Below are 22,440 nucleotides of genomic sequence, written 5' to 3'. Positions count from 1 at the left end.
TTCGTCACTCGTCACTCGCTGGTGAGTCGGCCAGATGGACGTCAAACAGATCCTCGGGCTGCGGTAGATCCGTGAGGTCATCCGGTTTCAGGTCCCATTGCTTGCCCTTGCACGAGAGACTGGGCAACTCGGCTCCGTCAGGGTCCTCGGAGGGAAGGTCGAACGAGCAACGGCCCTCGATGACGGCGGTGGCAGACTCCGTGGCCTTCTGGCCTTCCGTTCCCGGGACGATGGTGTCGCCTACGGCATCATTGGTCTCCGCGACAACGGTGTAACCCAGCAAGCCGTCCGGACGGCAGGTAACGCTCGCGTCATTGCGCGCAGCGAACTGTTGAGCGCGCCAACAGGCGTCGGTAACGGGGGCCTTGCCGTCGAAGATGTCCTGCCACGACTCCGGGTCGAGTATGTGCGTGACCCACTCATCGACAAGCTGGTCCCGTGTTTCGAGAGCCGCGGCAAGCGCGGCGGCATCCGCAGCCGTCTGGGCCTTGCTACGAGTCGCTCCCGCCTGGCCGACCGCGAAGTACGCGAGGGCCAGCAGAAGCAGGCCTCCCACCACCGTGATGTAGATGGGAAAGGCCTGCCCCGCGTCGCCGCGCTGACCGGATCGGCTCATCCACCGGTGACTTCGGCGATCTTCGACGTGATCGCGTCGAAAATCGTCTGCCCGATGTCCGTCCCCGTGATCGCCAGTACGATCGCCACCACGACCGCGATGATGCCCAGGTACTCCACCGCCGTCTGGCCCCTGTCGTTGTGGGCGGTGGTGCGGGAGTGCAGGTAGGCGGCGGCGGTGTGAAGCCAGTTGGTCATGGTGTTCCCCTCCAGGGTGGGCGGAGCCGTGCGGGTGGGCGGCGGGGATCTGCTGGCTGGTCATGCCGGACGTCACGGCGTCCACGATCTCCACCTCCCTTGCGCTCGGTCGGGACCTCGGCCTGTCGGGAGAACCAGGCAACGACTGTCCCACAGCTGATTGCATGTGCGAAAGGTTTTGCGCGAAATGGGCCCTACTAGACCTAGTTTCATCGGTTGTTGACCTTGCCGGTACGTGTGCAGTCGCACTCTTATTGTTTACGCTCACCTCCCCTACTCGCCCGTGATCGTGCCGAAGTCCGTCCCCGAGCCCAGGATCAGGCCCGCGCCGAGGAGGATCATCGTGGCCGGGACCATGAAGGTCGTGATCATCAGCGTGGCCTTGGGGACCGCGCGGGCGGCCTTGCGGCGGGCGTTCTGGGCGTCCGTGCGGCGCATGTCCTTGGCCAGGGAGACCAGGGTGTCGACGATCGGTGCGCCCAGTTCCTCGCCCTGCTGGAGTGCCGTCACGAACATCGCCACCTGTTCGGAGTCGTTGCGCCGGCGCAGCTCCGTGAAGGCCTCCCGGCGGCTCATGCCCAGGTCCATCTGGCGGAGCGTGATGCGCAGTTCGTCGGCCCACGGGCCCTCGTAGCGCGTCGACACCCGGTCCAGGGCCTGGCGGAAGCCCAGGCCGGCGCTGACCACGACGGCGAGGACGTCCAGGAAGTCGGGGAGGGTGCGCTCGATGACGTCCTTGCGGATGCGGATCGCCGACCAGATGCCCACCTCCGTCCAGAACGCGCCGAAGGCCAGCAGCAGAAGGGCCACCACGTACTGGCCCCGGAGCAGGAAGACCAGGAAGCCGAGGGCGCCGAGGAAGCCGTAGACGGCGCGGCGGGCGGCGTAGCGGTCGATGGTGAGGCCGCCGGGGTTGCCGGCCAGGTCGATCCGGCGGCGGTACCTGGCGACCAGGGAGGGGCCCATCAGCCGCAGTACGGCGGGGGCGTAGCGCATGCCCATGCGGTCGATGAGGGAGTGCGCCGCGCCGGTGCGGGTGGCGCCGACCTCCAGTGCGAGGGCGAGGTCGTCGGGGAGCTTGGCGTCGGCCCGGTACATGCGGATGCCGGCGAAGACGCCCCAGACGCCCAGGGCCATGAGGAGGGCGAGGAGTATGCCGGGGAGTGCGGGGCCCATGTCGGTGTCTCCCCTTCTCAGACGTCGATGCGGGACAGGCGGCGGATGAGGACGAAGCCGACGGCGTAGAGCGCGAAGGCGGTGATCACCGCGGCCTGGCCGACCGGGGAGCCCGTCATGCGTTCCAGGGCGCCGTCCTTGACCCCGTTCATGAGGAGCAACGAGCCGATGCCCAGGACGGGGACGGCGTACGACGTCATCGTGACCTGGGAGAGCTGGGTGCGGACCTCGCGCCGGGTCTCCTTGCGTTCCTCCAGGGTCTCCGTCAGGTTGCGCAGCGCGCCGACCACCTGGCCGCCCGCGCGGTTGGAGAGCACGAGGGTGGTGACGAGGACGACCAGTTCGCGGGAGGGGAGGCGGCCGGCGAGTTCGCCGAGGGCGTCGTCCATCGAGGCGCCGATGGCGAGTTGGTCGGCCACCTTGCCGAGTTCCTCGCCGGCCGGGGCCTCCAGTTCCTCCGCGGCCATGCCGATGGCGGTGCGCAGGGCGAGGCCGGCCTGGGTGGCGTTGGCGAGGATGCGGGCGAGTTCGGGGAGCTGGTTGATGAACTTCTCGATGCGTTTCTGGCGTTGCCAGTTGAGGAACTGGATCGCGACACCGATGCCGAGCAGGCCGGCCAGCGGGCCGAAGAAGGGGGCCAGGGCCGCCTGGCCGATCAGCCACAGGCCGGCGACGGTGGCCAGCATGTAGGCGAAGAACTCCCCGGGTGTGACGTCCAGGCCCGTCGCCCCCAGGCGCAGTTCGAGCTTCCTGCCGAACGCGGTGCGGCGCAGGCGGCGGTCCAGCCCCGGGAAGCGGCGTCGACGTCCGGCCACCGGGGTCCCGCCGGTCGCGGTGAGGCGGTCGACCAGGGCCGCGCGCTGGGCCTTTCCGGCGGCGTACGAGTGCAGTCCGACGACCGCCAGGACGCAGGTCAGCAGGGTGATGCCGGTGGTGAGCGTGACGAGCGTGTCCAGTTCCATCGGGCGGTCCTACCTGGCTTCTCGGGTGGTGAGCTGGTCCGGTGTGTGGGCCACGCCGAAGGCCTGCGGGATGGGCTGGCCCGCCATGTAGAGGCGCTCGGCGGTGCGGTGCGGGAGGGGGTGGTACTCGTACGCGCCGACGACGCGGCCGTCGGCGGCCATCGGGCGGGCGTTGAAGCGGGCGACCGTGGCCAGGCGGTACGGCTCGCCCCCGTGGCTGGCCAGCAGGGCGATCTCGGTGATGCGGCGGGCGCCGTCGGCGAAGCGGGTGAGCTGGATGATGACGTCGACGGAGCTGTTGATCTGGTCGTGCAGCGCCACGAAGGGGATCTCGACGTCGGACATCGAGGCCAGGGTCTGCAGGCGCATCAGGGCGTCCTCGGCGCTGTTGGCGTGCACGGTGGCCAGCGAGCCGTCGTGGCCCGTGGACATGGCCTGGAGCATGTCCAGGGACTCGCCGCCGCGTACCTCGCCGACGACGATGCGGTCGGGGCGCATGCGCAGCGAGTTGCGGACCAGGTCGCGGATCGTGACCCGGCCCTGGCCCTCCACGTTCGGGGGGCGGGACTCCAGGCGGATGACGTGCGCCTGCTGGAGCTGGAGTTCGGCCGAGTCCTCGATGGTGATGATGCGGTCGGATTCGGGGATCAGGCCGGAGAGGGCGTTGAGGAGGGTGGTCTTCCCGGTGCCCGTCGCGCCCGAGACGATGATGTTGAAGCGGGCCTGCACCAGCCCGGCCAGCAGGTAGAGCATGTTCTCGTCGAGCGAGCCGAGGCCGATCAGCTCGTGCAGGGTGAAGGAGCGCGGGAAGCGGCGGATGGTGAGGGTCGCGCCGGTGAGGGAGAGCGGCGGGATGATGACGTTCACGCGCTCGCCGGAGGGCAGCCGGGCGTCGACCATCGGATTCGACTCGTCCACGCGGCGGTTGACCGTCGAGACGATCCGCTCGATGGTCTGCATCAGCTGGTCGTGGGAGGCGAAGCGCAGCGGCAGCTGTTCGACGCGGCCGGCGCGTTCGACGAAGATCGCGTCGGGGCCGTTGACCATGATCTCCGTGATCGACGGGTCTTCGAGGAGCGGTTCCAGGATGCCCAGGCCGAGGGCTTCGTCGACGACCCGGCGGATCAGCTGGGAGCGTTCGACCGTCGACAGGACCGGGCCCTCGCGGCTGATGATGTGCCCGAGGACCCGCTCCAGGCGGGCCCGGCGCTCGGCCGTCGCCAGCGAGCTCATCTCGGCGAGGTCGATCTCCTCCAGGAGCTTGGCCCGGTAGGAGGCGACCAGGTGTCCGTCCTCGCCCCGGCTGCCGTGCTCCTCGGGCGAGTGGATGCGTGCGCGCAGGCTCATGCGTCCTCGGCTCCTCGGTCAGTGGTCCAGCGGCATGGTGGCGGTCCGGGTGGCGTCCCCGAAGTCCCAGCCGGGGACGATCGAGGGGATGTGGACGGTGGCGGTGACCGTCACCTCGTCGCCGCCTTCCGCGGGCGGGCAGTCGGTGCGGTCCGCCAGCCAGCTGCTGACGGCCGCCGCGCACGCCGCCTGCGCGCTCTGCTGGAGCGAGGCGCCGCGCGCCCCGGCGCGGGCCGCGGTGCCGGCCTGCTGGGCGGTGTACGCGATCAGGCCGAGCTGTACGACGGCCATGCCGACGAGGACCAGGATCGGGAGGAATCCGAGGTACTCGATGGCCACCTGGCCCCGGTCCCCGGCTCGTCCCCTGCGGGAGTCTCGCCCCCTGCGGGAGTACGGCATCTCAGTCGTCCTCCTCTTCCACGGCCCCCGCGTGTCCGTGCACGGTGAAGGGGACGCTGAGGGTGCCCGGGAAGAGGAGGGGGACCGAGATGTGGACGTCGGCGGTGACGTAACCGCCCGCCGTGCCGCAGTCCACCCGGGCACCTCCCTCCCAGGAGCCCGGCAGCTTGTCCAGGCCCGCCTCCTGGCAGGCCCCCTGCCGCGCCCCGCGCCCGGCGGCCGTCGCCGCCCGCACCGCCTCGTCCGCAGCATTCCCCGCGAGCGTGTACGTGTATCCCACGAGCACGAGCTGCCACAGCACCACCAGCGTCGCGATGATCACCGGGGTCATGCCGAGGAACTCGATGGTGACCTGGCCGCTCTCCCGGTCCCCGGGCGGCTTCCTGGTGCGTAATCCCCTCACCCCGCACCGTCCTTCCGCCGCCTGAAGCCGGCCGGGCCCCGGTCGCCCCGGTCGCCCCGGTCGCCGCGGAAGCGCCCGTGGCCATGGCCGTGGCCCTTCCGGCCGCCCTCTGGTGCGCCGGCCACCAGGCCCAGTTCGCCCGCGAGGGCCCACAGGGCCTGCTTCACGGTGCTCTTCGCGTCCAGTTCGTGGACGCGGCCCGCGTCCACGGCACCTTGGAGTTCCTTGAAGTTCGCCGGGACGGTGGTGGCGGCGATCGCCGTGCCGGTGATCTTCTGGATCAGCGGGGGCTGGATCTCCGTACTCCGCGTGTGCCGGTTGACGACCACGGTCGTCTCCTGCGCCTTGCGGATCTGCAGCCGCTCCCACATCCGCACCGCCCGCTTGGCGCCCCGTACGGCGACCACGTCCGGGGTGGTGACCAGCAGCGCGGTGTCGGCGGTCTCCACGGCGGCCGCGCCTGCCCCGCCGAGCTGGGCGCCGCAGTCGATGACGACGACCTCGTACCGGGAGCGCAGGGCGGCGACGATCTGGCGGGCTGCGCGGTCGGTGACCTCCTCGCCGCGTTCGCCCTCGCCGGGGGCGAGCAGCAGGGCCAGGCCGCTGTCGTGGCGGAAGACGGCGTCGGCCAGGACGCGCGGGGAGAGGTCCGTGATGGCGGCCAGGTCGGCCACGGAGCGGCGGAACTGGACGTCCAGGTAGGAGGCGACGTCGCCGGCCTGCAGGTCCATGTCGAGCAGCGCCGTGGACCGGCCGGACGCCTGTGCCGCCAGGGCGAGTTGGACGGCGGTCAGGGTGGCTCCCACGCCGCCCTTGGCGCCGCTGACGGTGACGACGGTGCCGCCCGCTCCGGTGAACACGTCGACGGCGCCGCCGAGGTGCCGGCGTACGCCTGCCGACCACTGGGCCACCGCCTGGACGCGGCTGGCGAGTTCCTCGTAACCGAGCGGGAGGGCGACCAGGCCGCGGGCGCCGTGGTCCATGGCGGCCTGGAAGAGGCCGGGGCCGGGGTCGGAGGTGACGAGGATGACGCCGACGGCCGGGAAGCGGAGGGCGACCTCGCGGATCAGTTCCAGGGCCGGGACCGGGCCGATGCGCTCGTGGACGACGACGACCTCGGGCAGTTCGTCGACCGACTCGGCGGCGAGCCGGGCGAGGGTGTCGACGAGCTGGGTGGAGTCCGCGACCGGGGCGACCGGTTCGGCGTCCGGGAGCTGGCTGAGCAGCGACGTGAGGGACCGTACGGCGTCCGGGTCGCCGACTGCCGGGAGGATCCTCGTGGCCATACGGCTCTCACTTGTCCTTCGCGAGTTCGTACGTCCGGTCCTTGTCGGGGACCGTGGTGTCGCCGCCGGGGGCCACCAGCGCGAGCCGGACGCGCCGGGCGAACGACTCGGCGTAGGTGATGCGCTGGGCGTCGATGGTGGACAGGGCGAAGGTGATGGGGACGGCGTCGGTGGGCTCGCGGTCGCGGCTGTCCTCGTCGGGCTCCAGCGAGGTGAGTTCGCCGACGTCGATGACCCTGGCGTTGGTCACGATGATCTTCGACTGGTCGGGGTCGCCCTCGCGGGGGCCCTCGAAGGTGGCGTACACGTTGACGGTGGAGCCCGGGGTGATCTTCCCGGCGACGCCGGTCGCCGCGTCGATCATGATGGCGACCTCCTGCTGTCCGGGCCGCAGGGCGGGCGTGTCGACGATCATGTCGCTCTGCAGCAGCGAGCCGGCCTTCAGCTTGGTCACGGCTGTCTTCCCGCGGACCTCGGACAGGTCGGTGACGGCGTTCTCGGACAGCCAGCGCTCGGGTATCTCGATCTTCTCGAACTGCGTAGCGCCGAGTTGCGTGTAGGGCTCGATGTCGCTCTTCAGCCGGTACGCGGTCACCTCGGGGCCGACCTTGGACTTCACGTCGTTGATGACGGACAGCACGCCGGCGAAGGCGCCGAGGGCGCAGAGGACCGAAAGGATCAGCAGGATGATGCCGCGGCGCTGACGGGAGTTCATGGGCCGTGCAACCTCATTGGGGGGTCGGATGTCCGGGCGGACGGACTGGGCGGGCGGTCGGGGCGCTACGGGCCTACCCAGTCAGGGCCCGTCTCTCACGGCGGCGGCCGAGGGCGGGATCGCGGCGGTGGCCCAGCGACTGGCCCCGGCCACCGCCACGCCCGCTGCCGCTTCCGCCGCCGGTGTCGTCGTAGACCGGCGGTGTGGCGGAGCAGAACACGCAGCGGTCGCCGATGACGTCGATGCCGCACCAGTGGCAGGCGCTGCGCCGTACGGACGTGACCAGTTGGTAGAGGACCGAGAGGTCGGGGAGGTACGCGCAGAACTCGGTCAGCCGCCCCGTGCCCCACCAGGCGGCGGACTCGGCGGGCAGCGCCGCCTCGCGCAGCCCCTGCACGCGCCAGGACGGGGCGAGGGTGCCGGTGACCCAGTCGGGGGCGAGCTGGCCCTTGGCGACCAGCAGGCAGGTGCCGAACTCGGGTCCCTCCAGGGCGGCTTCGGGCCCGACCTTCACCAGTTGCGGCACGGGGTGGGCGACGACGCCGAACTGGCTGCCGGGCACCCAGGACCTGGCGTGCGCCTTCAGGCCCACGGGGACGTGGTCGAGCCGGGCGACCGAGCCGAGCAGGGCGCCCGCGTGGACGTAGTGGGTGAGCAGCCGGCCGGCGGAGGCGAGGACGCCGGGGCCGAGGTCGCAGGAGGCCAGCTGGCGCAACTGGCGGGCGAGTACGGCGATTCCGAGCGGTGGCAGGGGCGGCCGGAACAGGGCGATGCGGTCGGTCTCCAGGAGGGCGCGGACGGTGTGCAGGCGTCGTTCCACGCTCGCCGGGACGGCCTCGGAGCACACCACGATCAGGTGTCCGTGCTGGTCGACCAGCGTCTGGAGCTCGGCCAGCACCTGTTCCAGGGGTCGCCGGTCGACGTCCTGGAGCACGGCCGCGGGCAGCGTCCGTTCGTCCTGCGGCGGCAGTGCCATGTCGGCACTGGTCACGGCAATGGCAGTTGGCACGCGCGGCTCCCCGTCTCCCATGCCCGTCGGTCCGCCGGTATTACTCCGGCACACCCGGATGACTTCACTGCGTGACTACCTGAGCACTGTATCCACGCGTCTGTGACCGGAGAACAGCGTTTCTGTAGCTGTGGAACATCTTGTGTTGCACAAGGTGCGTCAAAACGGGGCAGGTTGAGCATTTTCGAGAGCGGGCCGACGCCCGGCCCCCGACCGCGAACTTGGTCCGTACCTACCTCTTGACACCTTCAATTGGTCTGGACCACCTTGTACCTCAACGGTGGCCACCGTCCCCCATTCCGCCCCACCTCACCCCCGGAGGCAGCAGTGGACCCCGTACGCAGACGGCGCGGAAGACGTCTCGGCTCCTTGACGGGCGCCGTCACCGCCGCGTTGGCACTCGCGTTCACGGCCGTCGGCCCGGCATCGGCCGCCGACGTCAACAACGCCAAGAACGCCGGTTTCGAGTCCGGGCTGAGCAGCTGGACCTGCTCGGCTAACAGCGGCACCACCGTCGCCTCCCCGGCGCACGCGGGCTCGGCCGCGCTGAAGGCCACCCCGGCGGGGCAGGACAACGCGCGCTGTTCGCAGAGCGTCGCGGTGAAGCCCAACTCGACGTACACGCTGAGCGCGTGGGTGCAGGGCGGCTACAGCTATCTGGGCGTGACGGGCACCGGCACGACGGACGTGTCGACCTGGACCCCCGACTCGGCCTCCTGGAAGCAGCTGAAGGCCACCTTCAGCACCGGCTCCTCGACGACCTCCGTGACGGTGTACACGCACGGCTGGTACGGGCAGGCGGCGTACTACGTCGACGACCTGTCCGTCTTCGGCCCCGACGGCGGTGGCGGCGACGGGAACCCCGACCCCACGGTCCCGTCCGCCCCGGCCGGCCTGAGTGTCTCCGGTACGACCCCGAACTCCGCCTCGCTGGCCTGGAACACGGTGTCGGGCGCCACCGGCTACAACGTCTACCGCGACGGCACGAAGGTGACCGCGGTGACCGGCACGTCGGCGACGGTGACCGGCCTGGCGGCCTCGACCTCGTACTCCTTCCAGGTCACGGCGACGAACGCGGCCGGTGAGTCGGCCAAGTCGGCGGCGGTCACGGCCCGCACCACGGCACCGGACGACGGCGGCAACGGCGGCGACCTGCCCAAGCACGCGGTGACCGGCTACTGGCAGAACTTCAACAACGGGGCGACGGTCCAGAAGATCTCCGACGTGCCGTCCGCGTACGACATCATCGCGGTGGCCTTCGCCGACGCGACCACGACGCCGGGCGCGGTGACCTTCAACCTGGACTCCGCCGGGCTCGGCGGCTACACCGTCGACCAGTTCAAGGCGGACGTGCGCGCCAAGCAGGCTGCGGGCAAGAAGGTCATCATCTCGGTGGGCGGCGAGAAGGGCACCGTCTCGGTGAACAGCTCCGCCTCCGCGACGAACTTCGCGAGCTCCGTCCACTCCCTCATGCAGGAGTACGGCTTCGACGGCGTCGACATCGACCTGGAGAACGGGCTCAACCCGACGTACATGACCCAGGCCCTGCGCGCCCTGTCGGCGAAGGCCGGCCCGGCCATGATCCTCACGATGGCCCCGCAGACGATCGACATGCAGTCGACGCAGGGCGGCTACTTCCAGACGGCGCTGAACGTGAAGGACATCCTCACGGTCGTCAACATGCAGTACTACAACAGCGGCACGATGCTGGGCTGCGACGGCAAGGTGTACGCCCAGGGCACGGTCGACTTCCTCACCGCCCTGGCCTGCATCCAGCTCGAGGGCGGCCTCGCCCCGTCCCAGGTGGGCCTGGGCCTGCCGGCCTCCACCCGGGCGGCGGGCGGCGGCTACGTCTCCCCGTCGGTGGTCAACGCCGCCCTGGACTGCCTCACCAAGGCGACCAACTGCGGCTCCTTCAAGCCGCCGCGGACGTACCCCGACCTGCGGGGCGCGATGACCTGGTCCACCAACTGGGACGCGACGGCGGGCAACGCGTGGTCCAACGCAGTGGGGGCGCACGTGGACGCGCTGCCGTAACTCCGGCTGATCCGACTGCCGACCCGACCCGGCCCCTGCCCGCAGCCACGTGGGCAGGGGCCTCTCGCTGGGTGCCAGCCGTCTCCCAAGTCGCCCGTAAATCGGCACACCGCACCAGCACGGTCGCATCCGTCAGCGCGATCTCGTGCACGCAACCGTCCGGGGCGGGGATGATCTCCTCGACGACCACAGCCTGGGCCTCCGACCAATCGAGCGGGGTCCACCGCGTCAATGAGATGAAGGCGGACATCGGGGCCAGCGGACCCCGGTAACGCTCCCACCCCCCGCGCGCTTCGTCGGCCGCCAGACGCGGACCCTTCCACTTGTCCCTGGTGATGCCCATGGTGCACCCCGCGCCCTCCTCGCCCACCAGCGGCGCCGCAGCAGCGGGCGCGGGACCGACGTGTTCCCCGGTCTGCCCGGCGCCGGCGACGGGGACGCGTCCCTGCGGCTGACGCTGCGGGACGCGCTCGCGCGGCTGCCCGCCAAGGACCGGGCCGTCGTCGTGCTGCGGTACTGGGACGACCGCTCGGTCGAGCAGACCGCCGGCCTGCTCAGCGTCAGTTCGGCGGCGGTACGGACCCGGTGCTCGCGGGCGCTCGGCCGGCTGCGGGACCTGCTGGGCGAGGACCTCTCGGAGTACGCGAGACCCTAGGCCTCCGCCGTCCGGGCCGCCGTCGGCTCAGGGCAGCAGGCCGCCGTGCTTCTTCTCGAACTCCTTCTTCTGCTCCTCGTTCGGTGTCCCGGGGCGGTTCTCGCTGATCGGTTCCGGCGGGTTCCCCGGGGTGCCGTTCAGAGCCTCGTGCACATCGGTACTCATCCGGATGTGATCCGTGTCGAAGCTGTGCAGCGGGCCCCGGATCTGGACCTCGGCTCCGTTGAAGAACCCGACGTCGAGGTTGGGGCCGGCCACGACCGTCGCGACCAGGCCGACGAAGAAGTTCTCGTTGCTCCGCGTGTAACCCTGCACGTACTCGGCGCGATTGCGTTCGGACATCCCCCTCGTGGCGACGGCGGACGCGCGCGCGACTTGCTCGCTCGGGCTGAACGGGATGAACGACGTGTTGTTGGTCAGGTAGTCGGGAAGCTCTCCACTGCCGAGCGGGGGGATCACCCCCCCACCGTTGACGTCGTGCCAGGTCTCGTGATGGCGTGGGATCCCGCGGTACAGGGCGAGGCCGCCCATCCGGTACTTCATCACATGCGGTGTGAGGTCGTCGTTGAGTACACCGTTCACGACGGCAACATCGTGGATGTACGCCCTGCCGCCCTGGGGCGTCCGGAAGACGTAGAACGCGCCCTGCCGCGTCATGGGTACTTCTTCGTCACCCACGCGCACGTTCACCTGCTGGGGCGCCGCCGGGCGGTTTCCACTCACCGCGTTCTTCATCTTCTGGAACATGCGCTGCACCGGCGGCTGCGACCCGTGCCGCTGCCGCTGCCCCGCCAAGGACGCGGCGACGGCTGCGTTTCCCGCCGAGTTCTGGAGGTCCGACACCGCATGGGGCGAGAGGTCGCCCGCCGACCACGACTGGCCCGTCGTCGACGCGGCCTGGTCCGTCCGCACGACCGTGCCACGGTCCCCAGCACTGCGCCGGCCTGTGAGCTCGTAGTCGGACTGCCGGTCGTGTCCTCGCATGCTGTTCCCTCCGAGGGACGCCAGTGCCTGGCCCGGGTGGCCAGAGTTCTCCAGCATCAGACCTATACGACTCGTCGACACCCGGGAAGGACGGGAAGAGCACCCTTCGGGACATGGCCGCGTGCCCGAAAGGACAGGCGTGGTCAGAAGAACTCCGACCACGGCTGGTCCCAGATCTGCTTCACGCACAGGACGAGGAAGAGCAGGCCGGCGACGGTGAGCATGCCGTTGCTGAGGTGGCCGTTGCGCCATTCGCGCGGGGTGCGGGAGGAGTTGAGGAGCCACATCAGGGTGAGGGCGAGGAAGGGCATGAAGGCGGCGCCCAGGACGCCGTAGATGATGATCAGGCGGAAGGGCTCGTCCTGGAAGAGCAGGACGATGGGCGGGAAGGTGAGCCACAGCAGGTAGGCGCGGAAGGCCCAGGAGCGCTCGCGGCGGCCCGAGGCCAGTTCGTCGCCGCGCGCCTCGCGTTCGCCCCGGCGGCGGGCCAGGAAGTCGGCGAACATCAGGCTCACGCCGTGCCAGACGCCGATCAGCGAGGTGAAACTCGTGGCGAAGAAGCCGATCAGGAAGAGCTTCCCGGTCGCCGTGCCGTACTCCTGCTCCAGGATGTCGCCGAGCTGGATCAGGCCCTTGTCGCCGCTCGCGATCGCGATGTTCGCCGAGTGCAGCAGCTCGGAGCCGACGAAGAGCATCGCGACGACGAAGATGCCGGTGGTGGCGTAGGCGACCCGGTTGTCCAGGCGCATGACCTTCATCCAGCCGGTGTTGGTCCAGCCCTTGGCGTTGACCCAGTAGCCGTACGCGGCCAGCGTGATGGTGCCGCCCACGCCGCCGATCAGGCCCAGGGTGTTGAGGACCGAGTCCTTCTCGTCCGGGAGGACCGGGAGGAGTCCGGCGAAGGCGTCGCCCAGGTGGGGCGTGACGCGGATCGCCAGGTACACCGTCACCACGAACATGACGCCCACCAGGACCGTCATGACCTTCTCGAAGACGTTGTACTTGTTGAACCAGACGAAGACCAGGCCCACCAGGCCGCAGGCGATGCCCCACCATTCGAGGCCCATCACGTCCGGGAAAAGCGCCTGGAGCGGGAGGGCGCTGGACGACATCGCCGCGGCGCCGTAGACGAAGCCCCAGATCACGGCGTAGATCGCGAAGAACCACGTGGTCCAGGAGCCGATGCTGGCCCAGCCGTCGAACAGGGTGCGGCCGGTGGCCAGGTGCCAGCGGCCGCACGCCTCGGCGAGGGAGATCTTCACCAGGCAGCCGATGACCGCCGCCCAGAGCAGGGTGTAACCGAAGTTGCTGCCCGCGATGAGGGTGGCCACGAGGTCGCCGGCGCCCACACCGGTCGCCGCCACCACGATGCCGGGGCCGATGTAGCGCCAACTGGACTTGCGGGGAGCCCGGTCGGCGCCGCCCGATACGCCTACGTCTGAGGTGTTGCCCGTGGTGTCCGCCATGGGGGTCAAGAAAGCCCATGGCCGCCGGTGCGACAAGAGGGCGTGCACGGATCTTCACCCGATGCGCCTACTCCGCGCGGGCCGTGGTCTCCTCGTCGTCCTTCGCGGCCCGGCTGGCGCCCTCGGCTCCGGCTTCCGTCCCGGGTTCCGATTCACCTTCCGAGTCGGCTTCCGAGTCGGCCGCGGCCTGCGCCTCGCCGTCCTCGAAGTACGCGTCCAGGACCTCGTCCAGAGCCGATTCCCACTCCGCGAAGCGGCTCCGGGACGCGGCCTCGATCTCGATCGGGTACCAGCGGCGGTCCGGCGTGTGCACCGTCACCGTGAACCGCTTGCCGAAGCGGCCGGTCTCCGTCTCCACGGCCCCGACCTCGTCCCAGCGGAACTCGCAGCTCTGGTCGTCCAGGGAGAGGCGTACGCCCCTGTGGTCGGCGACGATCTTCGCGCGGCGGTCGGCGGCCTCGAAGACGGGGCCGTCCACCGGGGCCTCGCTGTCCGGTTCCGCGGCGTCCTCGGCGGGCGGTTCGCCGACGACCGAGGACGCCGAGGACTCCGTGGACTCCGTGGACTCCGAGGGCTGCTCGGTCTCCGCCTCGGCGTCGTCGACCGCGTCGGCCTCGTCGCGTCTCACGTCCTCGGGCCCACCGGTCACGGGGGCGGTGAGCCCGGGGATGAATGCCGGGTCGAATCCGGCGCCTTCCAGGGGCTGGCTCGTCGATCCTCTGCGCTGCTCCACGCGGGCAGTATGGTCGACGATCCTGTGTCGGACACAGCCAGCCCCGACTTCGTTATCAGACGCCTACACGAGCCGCCCGTACGCGTCGTACGGGCGGGCCCCGCCTACACGAACAGGCTCACCACCGCGGCCACCACGAACCCGGCGACCGACAGCACGCTCTCCAGCACCGTCCACGTCTTGAGGGTGTCCCGCTCGCTGATGCCGAAGTACTTGGCGACCATCCAGAAGCCGCCGTCGTTGACGTGCGAGGCGAAGATGGAGCCGGCCGAGATGGCCATGATGACCAGGGCGACGAACGCCTGCGAGTGGTCGCCCTCGGCGAGCAGCGGCGCCACGATGCCCGCCGTCGTCACGATGGCCACCGTCGCCGAGCCCTGCGCGACCCGCAGCACCACGGAGATCAGGTAGGCGAGGACGATCACCGGCAGGCCGACGTCGTTGAAGGTGTCGGAGAGTGCCTGGGCGACGCCGCTGGCCTTGAGCACGGCGCCGAAGACCCCGCCGGCGCCGACCACCAGCAGGATGTTGCCGACCGGCTTCAGCGAGGCCGTCGAGACGGTCTCCAGGGACTTGCGGGACCAGCCGCGCCGGATGCCGAGCAGGTAGTAGGCGAGGAGCAGGGCGATGGTCAGGGCGACGAACGGGTTGCCGAAGAACTCGATCACCGAGCGGAGAGTGGAGGGGTCCAGGGCGATGGAGGAGAAGGTCGCGGCGAGGATCAGGACCAGCGGGGTGCCGATGATGCCGAGGACCGTGCCGAGCGCGACGGGGCTCTCGGTCGGCGCGACACCGGCCTTGCGCTGCTCCTCGATGACGGCCTGCTTGGCCTCCTCGGCCGCCTCGACCATGTCCTGCGGCACCGGCACGAAGATGCGGCGGCCGATCCAGGCGGAGAACACCCAGGCGGCGAGGACGGCGGGGATGCCGCAGACGATGCCCATGAGGATGATCCAGCCGAGCTTCACGTTCAGCAGTCCGGCCGCGGCCACCGGGCCGGGGTGCGGCGGCAGGAAGGCGTGGGTCATGGACAGGCCCGCCAGCAGCGGCAGGCAGTAGAGCAGGATCGACTTGCCGGAGCGCTTGGCGGCGGCGTAGACGATGGGTGCGAGGACGAAGATGCCCACGTCGAAGAAGACCGGGATGCCGAAGATCAGGCCGGTGAGCCCCATGGCGAGCGGGGCGCGCTTCTCCCCGAAGAGGCGGAGGAGCCGTGAGGCCAGCACCTGTGCCCCGCCGCTGACTTCGAGGATCGCGCCGAGCATGGTGCCCAGGCCGATGATGATGGCGACGTGGCCGAGGATGCCGCCCATCCCGGACTCGATCGTGGAGACGGCGTCCGACTTCTGCACGGTGCCGAAGAGTTCGGTGACCGAGAGACCGGCGAGCAGGCCGACGGCTATGGAGACGGCGAGCAGCGCGACGAAGGGCTGCAACCGCGCCTTGATGATGAGGAAGAGCAGGAGCGCGATGCCGATGGCGGCGACGATCAGCAGACCGGCCGTGCCGTCGATCAGGGTGAGCAGCCCGCCGGTGTGGGGCGGCGTCTCCGGGGCGGCGGCGGCGAACTGGAGAGTTGTATAAGACGGACAGGACATACGGGGGTCCTCTGGATAAGTACATGGAGCTTTCGGGCAGGGTGGAGCGCGGCACGGCGCCCCCGGGGGTGAGGGACGCCGTGCCGTTCACATGCAGATGGTCGGACGGGCGGGGAGGGGGGACGGTCAGCCCAGGACGGCGAGCGCGTCGATCTCGATGAGGAGGCCGGCCGGCAGACCGACGTACACGGTCGTGCGCGCGGCGGGCGGCTGGGTGAGGCCCTGCTCCTCGAAGTAGGCGTTGTAGATCTCGTTCATCTCGGCGAAGTGGTCCACGTCCGTGAGGTAGACGCGGATCATCATCACGTCGTCCCAGGAGGCGCCGCCCTCCTCCAGGATCGCCTTGACGTTGGCGAGGGTCTGGAGGGTCTGCTCACGCAGGGTCGGCCCGGCCGGGGTGGGGGCCTTGCCCTCCTCGTGGGGCAGGAAGCCGACCTGGCCGGCGACCTGGAGGATGTTGCCCTTCTTCACGCCGTGGCTGAACTTCGCCGGGGGGACGGTGTGGGTCGCGGGGGTGAGAGCGATCTTGTCGGTCATGCGGTGACTTCCTTGACTGGGGTCCTGCCGGAGTACTCGCCGCTGATGGCGTCCGCCGTACGGCGCACCAGCGGGAGCAGGGTGAGGAGTTCCTCGGCGGTGACGACCACGTTCGGCGCGGAGACCGACATGGCGGCGACCACCCGGCCATCGGCGCCCCGGATGGGCGCGGCGACGCAGTTGATGGACTCCTCGTGGCCACCGAGGTCGGTGGCCCAGCCCTGTTCGCGCACCTTGGCGAGTTCCTTGAGGAACCCGTCGGCGTTCGGTGTCGAACGGGCCGTGTACATGGGGTAGTCGAGCTGCTCGGCCACGGCCCGCCGCTCGTTCTCGGGGAGGTCGGCGAGCAGCAGCTTGGCGACGGCCGCGACGGTGATGGCGACGGGCTTGCCGATCCGGGAGTACATGCGGACCGGGTAGCGGCTCTCGACCTTGTCGATGTAGAGGACCTCGTCCTCCTCGTGGACGGCGAGGTGGACGGTGTGTCCGACCTGTTCGTTGAGGCGTACGAGGTGGGGGTGGGCGATCTCGCGGACGTCGAGGTTCTCCATCGCCTCCTGGGCGAGGGAGATCAGCCGGGCGCCCAGGCGGTAGCGCTGGTCGGACTGGCGGTAGACGAAGCCGTGTTCGTGGAGGGTGCGCAGCAGGCGCAGGGCCGTGGACTTGTGCACGTCCAGGCGTTCGGCGACCCGGCCCAGGTCGGCGGGGCCCTCGGCGAGCAGCGGCAGGATGCTGAGCGCGCGGTCGACGGTCTGACTCATGGCGTACGTACCTCCTCGTCGGCCCCTCGGACGTCCTGTGTCCAGCCGGGGCCGAGTCGCAGTCTCCCCCACGCGCCGTCGTCGAGGGCGGCCAGTCGGTCGGCGTGGTCGCGGGCGGGGGGTGTCGCCAGGTCGCCGGGGACGGTGAGGGCAGCGGCGGCCATGAGGTGCCCGTGGCGCAGGCGCTCGCGTACGGGCAGTCCGCGCAGGGTGGCGGAGAGGAACCCGGCGGCGAAGGCGTCGCCCGCGCCGACGGCGGCGACGACGTCGACGGTGAGCGCGGGGACGGAGGTGACCTCGTCGCCGGTCCCGGCGGTGCGGTGGAAGGCGGTGGCGCCGCTCGCGCCCTGCTTGACGACGAGCAGCTCGGGTTCGGGCAGCGCGGCGCGTACGGCCTCGGGACCGCCCAGCCCCCAGGCCTCGTCCTCGCCGACGAAGACCAGGTCGGCGCCGCGGGCCAGTTCGAGGAGCACCTCGGGGCCGTGCCCGTGACCGGCGTCGCGCCACAGGCCGGGGCGGTGGTTGACGTCGAAGGAGACGAGAGGGCGACCGGGGCGGCGGGCGGTCAGCTCGCGCATCAGGCCGAGGCAGTCGGCGGAGAGCGCGGGGGTGATGCCGGACAGGTGCAGGACGCGGCCGGAGCGGATGGCGTCCAGGTCCATGGTGTCGACGGACATCGCGGAGGCCGCGGAGCCCGCCCGGTAGTACGCCACCTCGTGGGCGTCGGTGGCCCGGTCCCCGGCGGTGCGGAAGTAGATGCCGGTCGGGCGTGCGGGGTCGCGGCGCACGGCGGAGACGTCGACGCCGTAGGCGCCGATCGCCTCGACGAGGTGGTCGCCGAAGCCGTCGGCGCCGACCCGGCCGACCCAGCGGGCGGAGTGTCCGGCGGCGGCGAGCACGCAGGCCAGGTTGGACTCGGCACCGCCGATGGCCCTGTCGAAGGAGGGAACGTCGGCGAGGCGCCCGGGGCGGGAGGGAAGGAAGGTGACCATGGACTCGCCGAGCGCGACGACGTCCACGACGTCGGGGGCGGTGCTGGTTCGTCCGATGGCGGTCACGATGGTGGGGGCTCCTCGTCTGGCGTCGTCGCGCGGTCCGGGTCGTCCGGATCGTCGGGCCGTCCGGATCTTCCGGTCGTCCGGGCCGTCCGGCTCGTCCTGCGTCTCGTCTTCGCGTCCCGCGGGCGGCGGCTCCGTTGACCCCGCGTTCGCCGAGATGTTAGACAGCACTAAGCGATATACGCAATGGTCGTTGCAGAGTTTGCAACGCATCAGACCAGGGAGGCTCCATGGCCCTCGACTCCGGCCCCGCCACCGGCCGCGACGCTCTCGCCAAGCTGGCCGAGGAGCACGTCGACCACCGCTTCAAGGGCCTCCCGCCGGACGCGTACGGTCTGACCGTCGCCGAGTTGGCCGGACAGCGCCGCAACCTCTTCACCGGCGGTTTCACCTCTCCCGTCCTCGCGCTGTCCGCCGAGCGCCTGGAGCACAACCTGAAGCTCATGGAGACGTACTCCGCCCGGCACGGCCTCGCCTTCGCGCCGCACGGCAAGACCTCCATGGCCCCGCAGCTCTTCCACCGCCAGATCGAGCACGGCGCCTGGGGCATCACGCTCGCCGTGCCGCACCAGGTACGGGTGGCGCGGGCCTTCGGCATCCAGCGTGTCTTCCTGGCCAACGAACTGGTCGACGCCGCCGCCCTGCGCTGGATCTCCGCCGAGCTGGACGCCGACCCCGACTTCCGCTTCGTCTGCTACGTCGACTCCGTGCGCGGCGCGGAGCTGATGGACGCCGCCCTGACGGACGCGGGCGCCGTCCGGCCGCTGGACGTCGTGGTCGAGCTGGGCGCCGGTGAGGGTGCCCGGACCGGTGTGCGCACCGAGGCCGAGTGCGCGGCGGTCGCCGACGCGGTGGCCGGGGCGCGGACCCTGCGGCTGGCCGGGGTCGCCGGGTACGAGGGCGAGGTGCCGGACGCCGACCCGGAGCGCGTGCACGCGTGGCTGCGGCGGCTGGTCGCGCTGGCCGTCGACTTCGACAAGGCGGGGCGGTTCGACGGGCTGGACGACATCGTGCTGAGCGCGGGCGGCAGCGCCTGGTTCGACGCGGTGGCCGACGTGTTCGCCGAGGTTCCCGGCCTCTCCCGGCCCGTGCTGAAGCTGCTGCGCTCGGGCGCGTACGTCTCCCACGACGACGGCCACTACCGCGAACTGACCCCCTTCAACCGGGTCCCCCAGGAGGGCGCCCTGGAGCCCGCCTTCCGGCTGTGGAGCCAGGTCGTCTCCCGTCCCTCCCCCGAGCAGGCGTTCACCAACGCGGGCAAACGGGACGCTGCGTACGACCTGCACCTGCCCTTCGCCCAGGTGGTGCGCCGCGACGGCGTGGAGCGCCCGGCCACCGGCATCGAGGTGACCGGCCTGTCCGACCAGCACGCCTGGCTGCGCACGACCGGGGAGGCGGACCTGGAGGTCGGCGACTGGCTCGGGACGGGCCTGTCCCACCCGTGCACCTCCTTCGACAAGTGGCAGCTGATCCCGGTCGCCGAGGCGGACGGGACGGTCGTCGACTACATCCGCACGTTCTTCTAGAGAAGCCAGGAGGAGCCAGGCATGGAAGAGCTGGTCATCAGGGACGCCGACGTCGTGGACGGCTCCGGCGCCGACTCCTACCGCGCCGACGTCGTGGTCGACGGCGGCCGGATCGTCTCGATCGTCAAGGAGGCGGCGGCCGCCGGCTGCCAGCGCCCGAAGGCGCGCCGCGAGCTGGACGCCGAGGGCCTGGTCCTCTCCCCCGGCTTCATCGACATGCACGCCCACAGCGACCTGGCGCTGCTGCGGGACCCCGACCACAGCGCCAAGGCCGCGCAGGGCGTGACCCTGGAGGTCATCGGCCAGGACGGGCTGTCGTACGCGCCGGTCGACGACCGCACCCTCGGCGAGGTGCGCCGCGCGATCGCCGGGTGGAACGGCTCGGGCGACGACATCGACTTCGACTGGCGGTCGGTCGGCGAGTACCTGGACCGGCTGGACGAGGGCATCGCGGTCAACGCCGCCTACCTGATCCCGCAGGGCACGGTGCGCGCCCTCGCCGTCGGCTGGGACGACCGGGAGGCGACCGGGTCGGAGCTGGAGCACATGCGGCGCCTGGTCGCCGAGGGCCTGGAGCAGGGCGCGGTCGGCATGTCGTCCGGGCTGACGTACACGCCCGGCATGTACGCCAAGGACGCCGAGCTGACCGAGCTGTGCCGAGTGGTGGCGTCGTACGGCGGCTACTACTGCCCGCACCACCGCTCCTACGGCGCCGGGGCCCTCAAGGCGTACGAGGAGATGGTGGAGCTGACCCGGGAGGCGGGCTGTCCCCTCCACCTCGCCCACGCCACGATGAACTTCGGCGTGAACAAGGGCAAGGCGCCCGAGCTGCTGACCCTGCTCGACGAGGCGCTGGCCGGCGGCGCCGACATCACGCTCGACACCTACCCGTACACCCCCGGCTGCACCACCCTCGTGGCGCTGCTGCCGAGCTGGGCGAGCGAGGGCGGCCCGGAGCAGATCATGAAGCGGCTGGCGGACGACGGCACCGCCGAGCGCATCCGGCACCACATGGAGGAGCTGGGCTCCGACGGCTCGCACGGCGTGCCCATGGAGTGGGAGACGATCGAGATCTCCGGCACGGGCGACCCGGCGCTCGCGGAGTACGTGGGCCGTACGGTGCTGGAGTCGGCGCGGCTGCGCGGCGAGAGCCCGTGGACGACCGTCCGGCACCTGCTGCTGGCCGACCGGCTGGCGCCGACCATCCTCCAGCACGTCGGCCACGAGGAGAACGTGCGCGCGATCATGCGGCACCGGGTGCACACCGGCGGCTCGGACGGCATCCTCCAGGGCGCCAAGCCGCACCCGCGCGCCTACGGCACCTTCCCGCACTACCTGGGGCACTACGTGCGCGAGCTGGGCGTGCTCCCGCTGGAGGAGTGCGTCGCCCACCTCACCTCGCGCCCGGCGGCCCGGCTGCGGCTGGCGGACCGGGGTCTGGTCCGCGAGGGGTACCGGGCCGACCTGGTGCTCTTCGACCCGGCGACGGTCGCGGCGGGCAGCACGTTCGCGGAGCCCCGGGTGCTGCCGACGGGCATCCCGTACGTGCTGGTCGACGGGCGGTTCGTGATGGAGGACGGGCGGCGCACGGACGTGCTGGCGGGGCGGTCGGTGCGGCGGTCCCCGCACGGGGCCGCGCGGTGACCCGACGACGTGCGAGTGACGAAACCCACCCAAACCGCATGTCTCAAGTGGCGGATAACACGAGCCGTGGAACGTAACCGGGTCGTAAGCTCACGGACATGCAGGTGATCCAGTCGACCAAGCTCGCCAACGTCTGTTACGAGATCCGGGGCCCGGTGCTCGAGGAGGCCATGCGGCTGGAGGCGGCCGGGCACCGCATCCTGAAGCTGAACACCGGCAACCCGGCCGCCTTCGGCTTCGAATGCCCGCCGGAGATCCTGGAGGACATCCTCCGCAACGTCTCCACGGCGCACGGCTACGGCGACGCCAAGGGCCTGCTGGCGGCGCGCCGGGCGGTCGTCATGCACAACCAGACCCTCGGCATCGAGACGGACGTCGAGCACGTCTTCATCGGCAACGGCGTCTCCGAGCTGATCGTGATGGCGATGCAGGGCCTGCTGGACGACGGCGACGAGGTACTCGTCCCGGCGCCCGACTACCCGCTGTGGACGGCCGCCGTCTCACTGTCCGGCGGCACCGCGGTGCACTACCGCTGCGACGAGCAGTCCGACTGGATGCCCGACCTCGCGGACGTGGAGCGGAAGATCACCGACCGCACCAAGGCGCTCGTCGTCATCAACCCGAACAACCCCACGGGCGCGGTGTACGACGAGGCGATGCTGCGCGGCCTGACCGACATCGCCCGCCGCCACAACCTGCTGGTCTGCTCCGACGAGATCTACGACAAGATCCTGTACGACGAGGCCACGCACACCCCGACCGCCGCGATCGCGCCGGACCTGCTCACGCTCACCTTCAACGGCATGTCGAAGGCGTACCGGGTGGCCGGCTACCGGGTCGGGTGGATGTCGATCTCGGGGCCGCGCGCGCACGCCGAGTCCTACATCGAGGGCCTGACGATCCTGGCGAACATGCGTCTGTGCGCCAACATGCCGGGCCAGCACGGCGTGGTCGCGGCGCTCAGCGGGCGGCAGACCATCAACGAACTGGTGCTGCCCGGCGGTCGGCTGCGCGAGCAGCGGGACGCCGCCCACGAGGCGCTGACCAGCATTCCCGGTGTGACCTGTGTGAAGCCGAAGGGCGCGCTGTACCTCTTCCCGCGGCTCGACCCCAAGGTCTTCAAGATCAAGGACGACCGGCGCATGGTCCTGGACCTGCTGCGCCAGGAGAAGATCATGGTCGTCCAGGGCACCGGGTTCAACTGGCCCGAGCCCGACCACTTCCGGGTGGTGACCCTGCCGACGGCCGTGGACCTGCGCGAGGCCGTGAACCGGATCGGGAACTTCCTGGACGGCTACGGCCAGCCCTGAGCCACGCCCGCTCCCGAGTCA

Annotated in this window: 21 protein-coding genes and 1 pseudogene; 5 read left to right on the top strand and 17 right to left on the bottom strand. The window is 70.9% G+C overall.

Annotated features, from left to right (window positions below; all coding sequences use genetic code 11):
• Nucleotides 1–4: 4 nt before the first annotated feature.
• The 10 genes from ACZ6IM_RS19875 to ACZ6IM_RS19830 form a co-directional block, all read right to left on the bottom strand.
• Nucleotides 5–616 carry a pilus assembly protein TadG-related protein gene (locus ACZ6IM_RS19875; RefSeq protein ID WP_469557809.1) on the bottom strand — a complete coding sequence of 204 codons (612 nt, stop codon included), beginning with the start codon at nucleotides 614–616 and terminating at the stop codon, nucleotides 5–7.
• Nucleotides 613–813, bottom strand: a complete 201-nt coding sequence (locus tag ACZ6IM_RS19870; protein ID WP_469557807.1) for a Flp family type IVb pilin — start codon at nucleotides 811–813, stop codon at nucleotides 613–615. The genes ACZ6IM_RS19875 and ACZ6IM_RS19870 overlap by 4 nt, the downstream gene beginning before the upstream one ends.
• Nucleotides 814–1,086: 273 nt before the next feature.
• Entirely contained in the window at nucleotides 1,087–1,989 is a 903-nt protein-coding gene (locus ACZ6IM_RS19865) for a DUF5936 domain-containing protein (protein WP_052839617.1), read from the bottom strand.
• Nucleotides 1,990–2,006: 17 nt separating this feature from the next.
• Nucleotides 2,007–2,951: a type II secretion system F family protein gene (locus ACZ6IM_RS19860; RefSeq protein WP_052839618.1), complete on the bottom strand. Its 945-nt coding sequence runs from the start codon at nucleotides 2,949–2,951 to the stop codon at nucleotides 2,007–2,009.
• A 9-nt stretch (nucleotides 2,952–2,960) separates the two neighbouring features.
• Entirely contained in the window at nucleotides 2,961–4,298 is a 1,338-nt protein-coding gene (locus ACZ6IM_RS19855; protein ID WP_052839619.1) for a CpaF family protein, read from the bottom strand.
• Between the two features lie 18 nt (nucleotides 4,299–4,316).
• On the bottom strand, nucleotides 4,317–4,697 hold the full coding sequence (locus ACZ6IM_RS19850; protein ID WP_052839620.1) for a TadE/TadG family type IV pilus assembly protein: 381 nt from the start codon (nucleotides 4,695–4,697) through the stop codon (nucleotides 4,317–4,319).
• A 1-nt stretch (nucleotide 4,698) separates the two neighbouring features.
• Nucleotides 4,699–5,100, bottom strand: coding sequence for a TadE/TadG family type IV pilus assembly protein (locus ACZ6IM_RS19845; protein WP_052839621.1), 402 nt, complete (start codon nucleotides 5,098–5,100; stop codon nucleotides 4,699–4,701).
• A complete protein-coding gene (locus ACZ6IM_RS19840) occupies nucleotides 5,097–6,386 on the bottom strand; it encodes an AAA family ATPase (protein ID WP_469557804.1) in 1,290 nt (429 codons plus the stop codon). The genes ACZ6IM_RS19845 and ACZ6IM_RS19840 overlap by 4 nt, the downstream gene beginning before the upstream one ends.
• Before the next feature lie 7 nt (nucleotides 6,387–6,393).
• Complete coding sequence (cpaB, locus tag ACZ6IM_RS19835) at nucleotides 6,394–7,101, bottom strand: Flp pilus assembly protein CpaB (RefSeq protein ID WP_052839623.1); 708 nt, start codon at nucleotides 7,099–7,101, stop codon at nucleotides 6,394–6,396.
• A gap of 73 nt (nucleotides 7,102–7,174) precedes the next feature.
• Nucleotides 7,175–8,131: a hypothetical protein gene (locus tag ACZ6IM_RS19830; protein WP_469557802.1), complete on the bottom strand. Its 957-nt coding sequence runs from the start codon at nucleotides 8,129–8,131 to the stop codon at nucleotides 7,175–7,177.
• Nucleotides 8,132–8,437: 306 nt separating this feature from the next.
• Here ACZ6IM_RS19830 and ACZ6IM_RS19825 point away from each other — a divergent pair, with 306 nt between their 5' ends.
• Entirely contained in the window at nucleotides 8,438–10,147 is a 1,710-nt protein-coding gene (locus tag ACZ6IM_RS19825; RefSeq protein WP_469557800.1) for a chitinase, read from the top strand.
• A gap of 352 nt (nucleotides 10,148–10,499) precedes the next feature.
• Nucleotides 10,500–10,802 (top strand): annotated as a pseudogene (locus ACZ6IM_RS19820) (sigma factor-like helix-turn-helix DNA-binding protein); the annotation flags it as partial.
• Between the two features lie 27 nt (nucleotides 10,803–10,829).
• Here the strand turns inward: ACZ6IM_RS19820 and ACZ6IM_RS19815 are convergent.
• The 7 genes from ACZ6IM_RS19815 to ACZ6IM_RS19785 all read right to left on the bottom strand — a co-directional run bounded on the left by ACZ6IM_RS19815 (nucleotide 10,830) and on the right by ACZ6IM_RS19785 (nucleotide 17,939).
• Nucleotides 10,830–11,786: a hypothetical protein gene (locus tag ACZ6IM_RS19815; RefSeq protein WP_052839631.1), complete on the bottom strand. Its 957-nt coding sequence runs from the start codon at nucleotides 11,784–11,786 to the stop codon at nucleotides 10,830–10,832.
• Nucleotides 11,787–11,929: 143 nt separating this feature from the next.
• Nucleotides 11,930–13,252, bottom strand: a complete 1,323-nt coding sequence (locus tag ACZ6IM_RS19810) for an Nramp family divalent metal transporter (protein ID WP_052839632.1) — start codon at nucleotides 13,250–13,252, stop codon at nucleotides 11,930–11,932.
• Nucleotides 13,253–13,319: 67 nt separating this feature from the next.
• A complete protein-coding gene (locus ACZ6IM_RS19805) occupies nucleotides 13,320–13,985 on the bottom strand; it encodes a hypothetical protein (RefSeq protein ID WP_469557797.1) in 666 nt (221 codons plus the stop codon).
• Nucleotides 13,986–14,089: 104 nt separating this feature from the next.
• Entirely contained in the window at nucleotides 14,090–15,583 is a 1,494-nt protein-coding gene (locus ACZ6IM_RS19800; protein WP_469557795.1) for a GntP family permease, read from the bottom strand.
• Between the two features lie 126 nt (nucleotides 15,584–15,709).
• Nucleotides 15,710–16,120: a RidA family protein gene (locus tag ACZ6IM_RS19795; RefSeq protein WP_052839635.1), complete on the bottom strand. Its 411-nt coding sequence runs from the start codon at nucleotides 16,118–16,120 to the stop codon at nucleotides 15,710–15,712.
• Nucleotides 16,117–16,881, bottom strand: coding sequence for an IclR family transcriptional regulator (locus ACZ6IM_RS19790; RefSeq protein WP_052839636.1), 765 nt, complete (start codon nucleotides 16,879–16,881; stop codon nucleotides 16,117–16,119). The genes ACZ6IM_RS19795 and ACZ6IM_RS19790 overlap by 4 nt, the downstream gene beginning before the upstream one ends.
• Complete coding sequence (locus ACZ6IM_RS19785) at nucleotides 16,878–17,939, bottom strand: sugar kinase (protein WP_052839637.1); 1,062 nt, start codon at nucleotides 17,937–17,939, stop codon at nucleotides 16,878–16,880. Before ACZ6IM_RS19785 ends, ACZ6IM_RS19790 begins: the two co-directional genes overlap by 4 nt.
• 230 nt (nucleotides 17,940–18,169) lie before the next feature.
• Here ACZ6IM_RS19785 and ACZ6IM_RS19780 point away from each other — a divergent pair, with 230 nt between their 5' ends.
• The 3 genes from ACZ6IM_RS19780 (at nucleotide 18,170) to ACZ6IM_RS19770 (ending at nucleotide 22,419) form a co-directional block, all read left to right on the top strand.
• Nucleotides 18,170–19,465 carry an amino acid deaminase gene (locus ACZ6IM_RS19780; RefSeq protein ID WP_052839638.1) on the top strand — a complete coding sequence of 432 codons (1,296 nt, stop codon included), beginning with the start codon at nucleotides 18,170–18,172 and terminating at the stop codon, nucleotides 19,463–19,465.
• Nucleotides 19,466–19,486: 21 nt separating this feature from the next.
• Nucleotides 19,487–21,109 (top strand): N-acyl-D-amino-acid deacylase family protein, encoded by a 1,623-nt coding sequence (locus tag ACZ6IM_RS19775; protein ID WP_469557792.1) that lies wholly within the window; start codon nucleotides 19,487–19,489, stop codon nucleotides 21,107–21,109.
• Nucleotides 21,110–21,207: 98 nt separating this feature from the next.
• The gene (locus ACZ6IM_RS19770) at nucleotides 21,208–22,419 is read left to right on the top strand and encodes a pyridoxal phosphate-dependent aminotransferase (protein WP_052839640.1); all 1,212 of its coding nucleotides are present in this window, start codon (nucleotides 21,208–21,210) and stop codon (nucleotides 22,417–22,419) included.
• Nucleotides 22,420–22,440 lie beyond the last annotated feature (21 nt).

This window comes from Streptomyces sp. NPDC042336, assembly GCF_055581985.1.
The sequence above is the reverse complement of the archived record's forward strand: the minus strand, read 5'-3'. Positions and strand labels throughout refer to the sequence as shown.

Bases quoted from the DNA above. Each gene is read 5' to 3' on its own strand.
- ACZ6IM_RS19775 (WP_469557792.1), top strand. From the start codon at position 19,487: ATGGAAGAGCTGGTCATCAGGGACGCCGACGTCGTGGACGGCTCCGGC.
- ACZ6IM_RS19870 (WP_469557807.1), bottom strand. From the start codon at position 813: ATGACCAACTGGCTTCACACCGCCGCCGCCTACCTGCACTCCCGCACC.
- ACZ6IM_RS19830 (WP_469557802.1), bottom strand. From the start codon at position 8,131: ATGGGAGACGGGGAGCCGCGCGTGCCAACTGCCATTGCCGTGACCAGT.
- ACZ6IM_RS19865 (WP_052839617.1), bottom strand. From the start codon at position 1,989: ATGGGCCCCGCACTCCCCGGCATACTCCTCGCCCTCCTCATGGCCCTG.
- ACZ6IM_RS19790 (WP_052839636.1), bottom strand. From the start codon at position 16,881: ATGAGTCAGACCGTCGACCGCGCGCTCAGCATCCTGCCGCTGCTCGCC.
- ACZ6IM_RS19855 (WP_052839619.1), bottom strand. From the start codon at position 4,298: ATGAGCCTGCGCGCACGCATCCACTCGCCCGAGGAGCACGGCAGCCGG.
- ACZ6IM_RS19815 (WP_052839631.1), bottom strand. From the start codon at position 11,786: ATGCGAGGACACGACCGGCAGTCCGACTACGAGCTCACAGGCCGGCGC.
- ACZ6IM_RS19780 (WP_052839638.1), top strand. From the start codon at position 18,170: ATGGCCCTCGACTCCGGCCCCGCCACCGGCCGCGACGCTCTCGCCAAG.
- ACZ6IM_RS19860 (WP_052839618.1), bottom strand. From the start codon at position 2,951: ATGGAACTGGACACGCTCGTCACGCTCACCACCGGCATCACCCTGCTG.
- cpaB (WP_052839623.1), bottom strand. From the start codon at position 7,101: ATGAACTCCCGTCAGCGCCGCGGCATCATCCTGCTGATCCTTTCGGTC.
- ACZ6IM_RS19875 (WP_469557809.1), bottom strand. From the start codon at position 616: ATGAGCCGATCCGGTCAGCGCGGCGACGCGGGGCAGGCCTTTCCCATC.
- ACZ6IM_RS19800 (WP_469557795.1), bottom strand. From the start codon at position 15,583: ATGTCCTGTCCGTCTTATACAACTCTCCAGTTCGCCGCCGCCGCCCCG.
- ACZ6IM_RS19770 (WP_052839640.1), top strand. From the start codon at position 21,208: ATGCAGGTGATCCAGTCGACCAAGCTCGCCAACGTCTGTTACGAGATC.
- ACZ6IM_RS19795 (WP_052839635.1), bottom strand. From the start codon at position 16,120: ATGACCGACAAGATCGCTCTCACCCCCGCGACCCACACCGTCCCCCCG.
- ACZ6IM_RS19840 (WP_469557804.1), bottom strand. From the start codon at position 6,386: ATGGCCACGAGGATCCTCCCGGCAGTCGGCGACCCGGACGCCGTACGG.
- ACZ6IM_RS19850 (WP_052839620.1), bottom strand. From the start codon at position 4,697: ATGCCGTACTCCCGCAGGGGGCGAGACTCCCGCAGGGGACGAGCCGGG.
- ACZ6IM_RS19810 (WP_052839632.1), bottom strand. From the start codon at position 13,252: ATGGCGGACACCACGGGCAACACCTCAGACGTAGGCGTATCGGGCGGC.